Below are 6,213 nucleotides of genomic sequence, written 5' to 3'. Positions count from 1 at the left end.
TTACAAGCACCCTGTTGAGTTCTCAAAGAACAACCACACACCAACCAGAAGCCCCACACCGTGGAACCCCGACCGGGGTATTTCGTTCGTTCACCCGCCGCTCGCGCGCCGGGCACTTTTACTACGTTACCTCACCGTCTCTGCCGTGTCAAACCGTGTGTCCCGGTCTGTCATGCTTCGTACGGGTCGGCGCCGCTGAGCACGCGCAGCAGTCACCCGCTGCGATGATCATCGGATTTGGCAGGCCGGCCGCCCGCGGTTTCCCGCTAGCTCGTCCGTTTCCCTGCCGGTCGACAACCTTACCCGGTCGGTTCCGCTCCGCCAAATCCGCCCTGCGGCGTTTCGGCGGGCCTCGCCCGGACCGCGTCCTCACAAGACCTCAGTCTCGGTCGGACCCGTTACCAGCGCTGTTCGGCGCTCCCGGGCTTTCGTCCCGTTTGCCCCGTTCCGCGCTGGCAGAGAGAAAGTTACGCGTCCTCAGGTTTGATCGTCAAATCGGGGGGTAGCGGCGCGCGTCACACCCGTCCCGCTCTGGTCGATCAAGGAGTTGACGTCCCGATTCGAGCCGTCTGCGGACACCAACTCCTTGATCACCGGGGAGACGGAGGGGGCGGGGGTGAAAGCGAGGGCGGGTCAGGCGGTGGGGCGGCGGGAGGCACGCCAAGCTCTGATGCCCAGGACTCCCACAGTCGTGCCGATGGCCAGGGACGCGGCGATCAGCAGGGCGTGCACCCAGAGGAATCCGGTCGGGCTGCCCTCGCCGACGACGCCGGCCGACCAGGCGCGCTCGTCGTTCCAGATGGCGACCGCGAACCTCGGCCAGATCGCCCACGTCCAGACGCCGACGGCGACCAGGAACAGTGACCAACCACGTGACAGGACCATGGTCGGCCAGTATGCCAGCGCGCCGTCCGCCCAGGTCAGGCCCGCGGTCGGCGCGGCAGGCGTTTCCGTTCCCGCCGCTGGGGCACTGATTCCGTCGAGCCGATTCGACGGAGGTGCCACCGATGCAGCCGTTCAACCCGTGGACCTGGCGGGATCCGTCCGCCCTGGCCGGTGGGTACGACCAGACCCGGCCTGGAGACGTGCCGGAACAGCGCGCCGGCGAGGCGGACGACGGCCCGGACGCCCCCGGCCCGGGTACGCCGATCGACCTCACCGGCTACCGGGTGGAGGCGACGGACGGCCGGATCGGCTCCATCGACGAGGCGAGCGAGGACGCGGACGCGCGGTACCTGGTGGTGGACACCGGTCCGTGGATCTTCGGGAAGAAGGTGCTGCTGCCGGCCGGCACTGTGGCGCAGGTCGACCACCTGGAGCGCGTCGTGCACGTGGACCGCACCCGCGAGCAGGTGAAGGAGTCGCCGGCGTTCGACGCGGACCACTTCGCGCACCCGGAGTACCGGGAGCGGGTCGGCAGCTACTACACGGAGAGCTATCGACAGCAGTAAGCGCGGCAGGAGGCAGCGGCACAGGCCGGTGAGCGGTTACCGTGTCAGTCATGGTCCGGCCGCGCAGCTGCCTCCCGGAGACCCGTAGCGGTCTCCCGGGCCACGCTGTCGACGGCCGGGAGCAGATCCTCGACGTACTCCGTGCCGGCGGACTCCGTTTCCGCGCCGGCGGGCGATGGCGGCGCTCGTTCTGACGAGCCCGCTCCACCGACCCGGGTGACACCCGGGTCGCGTCTCCCCGCCATCGAACGGCACGAAAGGCGTACGACCATGTCCTCTGCACGCATGCTCACCGGCGACCGCCCGACCGGGCGGCTGCACCTCGGCCACTACGTGGGCAGCATCGCCAACCGGGTGCGGCTGCACCAGCGCTACGAGAGCTTCTTCATCATCGCGGACCTGCACATGCTCACCACGCGCAACAGCCGCGCGGACATCGAGCAGGTGGCGCACAACGCCCGCGAGATGGTCACCGACATCCTGGCCGCAGGGGTGGAGCCGGAACGGGCCACGTTCTACCTCCAGTCGGCGATCCCCGAGGTCGGCGACCTGAACACGCTGTTCCAGAACCTGATCACGGTGCCCCGGCTGGAACGGGTGCCGTCGCTCAAGGAGATGACCCGGGACGCCGGCAAGGACGAGATGCCGTACGGCCTGCTCGGCTACCCGGTCCTCCAGGCCGCCGACATCCTCTGCGTGAAGGGGCAGGTCGTGCCGGTCGGGAAGGACAACGCCGCGCACGTCGAGGTGACGCGGGAGATCGCCCGGCGGTTCAACCACCTCTACGGCGAGGTCTTCCCGGTACCCGACATGATCATGTCGGAGACGCCCACGCTGGTCGGAACCGACGGCGCCGGGAAGATGAGCAAGAGCAAGGGGAACGCGATCGCGCTCTCCGACGACGCGGCGGCGGTGCGCCGCAAGGTGATGGGGATGTACACCGACCCGAACCGGGTCCGCGCCGACGTGCCCGGCACGGTCGAGGGGAACCCGGTCTTCGAGTACCACGACATCTTCAACCAGGACCGGGCGCAGGTGGCGGACTTCAAGGCCCGCTACCGGGCCGGCCGGGTCGGTGACGTCGAGGTCAAGGAGGCGCTGGCGACGGCGCTCAACCGGTTCCTGGACCCGATCCGGGAGCGCCGGGCCCGCTTCGAGGCGCAGCCCGGCCTGGTCGACGAGCTGATCGTCACCGGCACCGAACGGACCCGCGAGCAGGTGCGCCGCACGCTCGTCGAGGTCCGCCGGGCGATGGGCCTGAGCAGCGCGTACACCCAGGTGCGGCGCCGGGCCGAGCGCTACCGCAAGGCCGTCGCCACGTCGGCGTGACGACGAGCCGGTCCGGGGTAAGCGCTTGCGCCGACCCCGGACCGGCCGGTTACGCTGCCGGCATGGCCAGCTCGCACGCGTACCCGATGACGTCCTCCGACGTCCGGCTCGGCGCGCTGCGACGCCGGCGGTCCCGCGACCGCCTGCGCTGAGCCTTCCCCTCCTGCGACCGGCGGATCGAGCCGCCGGTCGTCATCGATCGCCCTCGCTCCGCCGTCGCGTTCCCGTCAGGTGATCCGCGCGGCGGATCCACAGCGAGATCGGCGTACTCATGGATCTTGAAAGGTTGCTCACCGACCGGCTGGCGCCGGCGTTCGCGGCGGTCGCCGGCGGGCCGGTGGACCCGGCCGTGCGGCGCTCGCAGCACGCGGACTTCCAGTCCGACGCGGCGTTGGGCCTGGCCCGGCGGCTCGGCCGGCCGCCGCGGGAGATCGCCGCGGAGGTACGGGAGCGCGCGGCGCTGGCCGACGTCTGCGCGGCGGTCGAGGTGTCCGGTCCGGGTTTCCTGAACCTCACGGTGGCCGGGCACGCGCTCGGCGGAATGGTCTCCGCGCTGGCCGCCGACCCGCGGCTCGGCGTGCCCGTGGTGGCCGAGCCGGAGACGGTGGTGGTCGACTACTCGGGGCCGAACGTGGCGAAGGAGATGCACGTCGGGCACCTGCGGTCGACGGTGATCGGGGACGCGGCGGCGCGGACGCTGGAGTGGCTCGGGCACCGGGTGCTGCGCGCCAACCACCTCGGCGACTGGGGCACACCGTTCGGCATGCTGATCGAGCACCTGCTCGACCTGGGCGAGACCGGCGCGGCGCAGGAGCTGTCGATGGGTGACCTGGACGGGTTCTACAAGGCGGCGCGGGCGAAGTTCGACGACGACGAGGCGTTCCGGGAGCGGTCGCGGCAGCGGGTGGTGGCGTTGCAGGGCGGTGACCCGGCGACGCTGCGGCTGTGGCGACTGCTGGTGACGCAGTCGGAGAGCTACTTCCTGACCGTGTACGACCTGCTCGACGTGACCCTGACCGGCGACGACTTCCGGGGCGAGAGCAGCTACCACGACCAGCTCGCGCCGACCGTCGAGGAGCTGGACCGGCTCGGGCTGCTGCGGCGCAGCGACGGCGCGGACTGCGTGTTCCCGCCCGGTTCGGTGGGCCGGGACGGCGAGCCGTTGCCGCTGATCGTGCGCAAGTCCGACGGCGGGTACGGCTACCCGGCCACCGACCTGGCCGCGCTGCGGCACCGGACCGGCACGCTCGGCGCGACACGGCTGCTCTACGTGGTCGGGCTGCCGCAGCGGCGGCACTTCGAGATGGTGTTCGCGGTCGGCGCGCAGGCCGGCTGGCTGGCCGCGCCGGCACGGGCCGAGCACGTCGGGTTCGGCTCGATCCTCGGCCCGGACGGGCGGATGTTGCGCAGCCGGGCCGGCGGGTCGGTGAAGCTGGTCGGGCTGCTCACCGAGGCGGTGGAGCGGGCCACCGCGCTGGCCCGGGAACGCAATCCGGAGCTGGGCGAGGCGGAGGCCGCCGCTGTGGGGCGCGCGGTGGGCATCGGCGCGATCAAGTACGCCGACCTGTCCGGCGACCGGCACAAGGACTACGTGCTGGACTGGGAACGGATGCTGTCGCTGGACGGGAACACCGCGCCGTACCTCCAGTACGCGTACTCCCGGGTCCGGTCGATCTTCCGGCGGGCCGGCGCGGCGGCGCGGCCGGACGCGGAGGTCTCGCTCGCCGAGCCGGCCGAGCGGGCGCTCGCCATCGAGCTGGTCGGCTTCGCCGCGGTGGTCGAGGAGGTGGCGGGCACCCTGGAGTTCCACCGGCTGACCGCGTACCTGCACCGGCTGGCGGTCGCGTTCAGCGCGTTCTACGAACGCTGCCCGATGCTGCGGGCCGAGGGTCCGCTGCGGGACAGCCGGCTCGTGTTGTGCGAGCTGACCGGGCGGGTGCTGCGGCAGGGCCTGGACCTGCTCGGCATCCGTACCCCGGAACGGTTGTGAGACCGGGGGCCACCGGAAGCCCGTGCGGCGGTTAGCGTGACGCATCGATCGGACGCTAGGGAGGCGATCATGGCGGATCGGCGCGCGGTACTCGCTCCGGGTCGGGGCTACGACACCCGGGGACCGCTCTTCGTCTACATCGGGGAGGCGTTGCGCCGGCTCGGTTTCGAGGTGCACGAGGTGACCTGGCGGTCGCTGGGCGAGCTGCGCCTCGACAGCGCGCCGGAGTGGGTCGCCGAGCAGCTGGATCCGGTCCTCGACGCCGGGGTGGACCTGCTCGTGGGCAAGTCGCTCGGCAGTTTCGCCGCGCCGCTCGCCGCCGACCGGGGCATCCCGGCGGTCTGGCTGACGCCGCTGCTGACCGACCCCGCCGTGCGGGAGCCACTGGGCCGGGCCACCGCGCCGTTCCTGCTGGCCGGCGGCACCGGCGATCAGGTCTGGGATGGTGCGGTGGCGCGCCGGCTCACGCCGTACGTGGTGGAGGTCGCCGACGCCGACCACTCGATGCTGGTGCCCGGGCCGTTGGCGGCCTCGGCCGAGGCGCTCGGGCGGGTCTGCACCGCGGTGGAGGAGTTCGCCGCCGGCCGGTGACGGGTCAGCGGCGACCCCGCCGTGTCCACACCACCGCCGCCACCGCCGCGATGAGCGGCAGCAGGCAGCAGAGCGTCAGGACGGACATGTGCCACGGCTTGATCGCTCCCATGGGGCGAACGATAGGCGTCGCTGTCCACGCCCCGCTACGCGGAGGCTCGGGCGGCCCTGCCGTCCAGCCACAGCGTGTCGCTGTCGTCGCGGTGGGATCCGGTGGACCCGACGTGCTTGGCGCTGATCTTCGGCCCGTTCCTGATCACGTGGACCAGAGCCATCGCGTGTCCCCGGCCGAGTCCGTACTCGTCCTTGAGCCAGCCCACGATCACGGCGGCCTTCACGTCGGCGGCGTCGTAGCCGCGCTCCCTGGCCTGGTCGACGAGCGTGCGCGGGGTCTTGCCGGTCTTGTCCTCGATCGCGTCGAGGTATGCCTGGAAGGACATCTGCCCAACCCTTCGTCCGGGAGGTGGTGACAACCTCCACCCTCCCGGGCGGCGCGGTTCCGATCAACGACGGACCGGGCCACCGTCGTTGCCTCCAGGGCAACGATCGCCGTCGGGCGAGACGCCGGAGAGCCCGGCCCGCGTGGTCGCGGGCCGGGCTCTCCAGATCTCGGGGTACGCGCTCAGCGCTGGAGGGTGAGCAGTCCGGGTCGGTAGGGCAGGAGGCCGTAGTCGCCGCCGGAGTTGGGGGAGCGGCCCTGGTAGAGCAGTTGGAGGTTGCAGGGGTCGACGGTGAAGGTCTGGTCGGCGGTGGTGCGGATGAGTTCGCCGTGGCTGATGTCGTTGGTCCAGGTGGCGCCGCTGTTGGCCTTGCCGGCGAACGGGTTGGACTCGGTGGCGGCCTGCGGGGTCC

General features: G+C 71.7%; 7 protein-coding genes. 4 read left to right on the top strand and 3 right to left on the bottom strand.

All coding sequences use genetic code 11. The features are described from left to right. Window positions 1–633 precede the first annotated feature (633 nt). On the bottom strand, window positions 634–885 hold the full coding sequence (locus tag AC2CHG_RS29320) for an SCO4848 family membrane protein (RefSeq protein ID WP_355514779.1): 252 nt from the start codon (window positions 883–885) through the stop codon (window positions 634–636). Between the two features lie 122 nt (window positions 886–1,007). Here AC2CHG_RS29320 and AC2CHG_RS29315 point away from each other — a divergent pair, with 122 nt between their 5' ends. The 4 genes from AC2CHG_RS29315 (at window position 1,008) to AC2CHG_RS29300 (ending at window position 5,361) form a co-directional block, all read left to right on the top strand. Further along, window positions 1,008–1,451 carry a PRC-barrel domain-containing protein gene (locus AC2CHG_RS29315; protein WP_262016364.1) on the top strand — a complete coding sequence of 148 codons (444 nt, stop codon included), beginning with the start codon at window positions 1,008–1,010 and terminating at the stop codon, window positions 1,449–1,451. Window positions 1,452–1,721: 270 nt separating this feature from the next. Then, window positions 1,722–2,780: a tryptophan--tRNA ligase gene (gene trpS / locus AC2CHG_RS29310; protein ID WP_366626317.1), complete on the top strand. Its 1,059-nt coding sequence runs from the start codon at window positions 1,722–1,724 to the stop codon at window positions 2,778–2,780. 271 nt (window positions 2,781–3,051) lie between these two features. After that, on the top strand, window positions 3,052–4,770 hold the full coding sequence (gene argS, locus AC2CHG_RS29305) for an arginine--tRNA ligase (RefSeq protein WP_484526016.1): 1,719 nt from the start codon (window positions 3,052–3,054) through the stop codon (window positions 4,768–4,770). 69 nt (window positions 4,771–4,839) lie between these two features. Then, on the top strand, window positions 4,840–5,361 hold the full coding sequence (locus AC2CHG_RS29300) for an alpha/beta hydrolase (RefSeq protein WP_262016367.1): 522 nt from the start codon (window positions 4,840–4,842) through the stop codon (window positions 5,359–5,361). Window positions 5,362–5,507: 146 nt separating this feature from the next. Here AC2CHG_RS29300 and AC2CHG_RS29295 read toward each other — a convergent pair whose 3' ends face one another. Together AC2CHG_RS29295 and AC2CHG_RS29290 are read right to left on the bottom strand one after the other, a co-directional pair. Continuing rightward, on the bottom strand, window positions 5,508–5,801 hold the full coding sequence (locus AC2CHG_RS29295; RefSeq protein ID WP_135242464.1) for a DUF4287 domain-containing protein: 294 nt from the start codon (window positions 5,799–5,801) through the stop codon (window positions 5,508–5,510). 182 nt (window positions 5,802–5,983) lie between these two features. Beyond that, on the bottom strand, window positions 5,984–6,213 hold a 230-nt coding region (locus AC2CHG_RS29290), incomplete at its 5' end, for a non-reducing end alpha-L-arabinofuranosidase family hydrolase (protein WP_484526015.1).

It is taken from the genome of Micromonospora sp. ATLC20 (assembly GCF_057196585.1).
The sequence above is the reverse complement of the archived record's forward strand: the minus strand, read 5'-3'. Positions and strand labels throughout refer to the sequence as shown.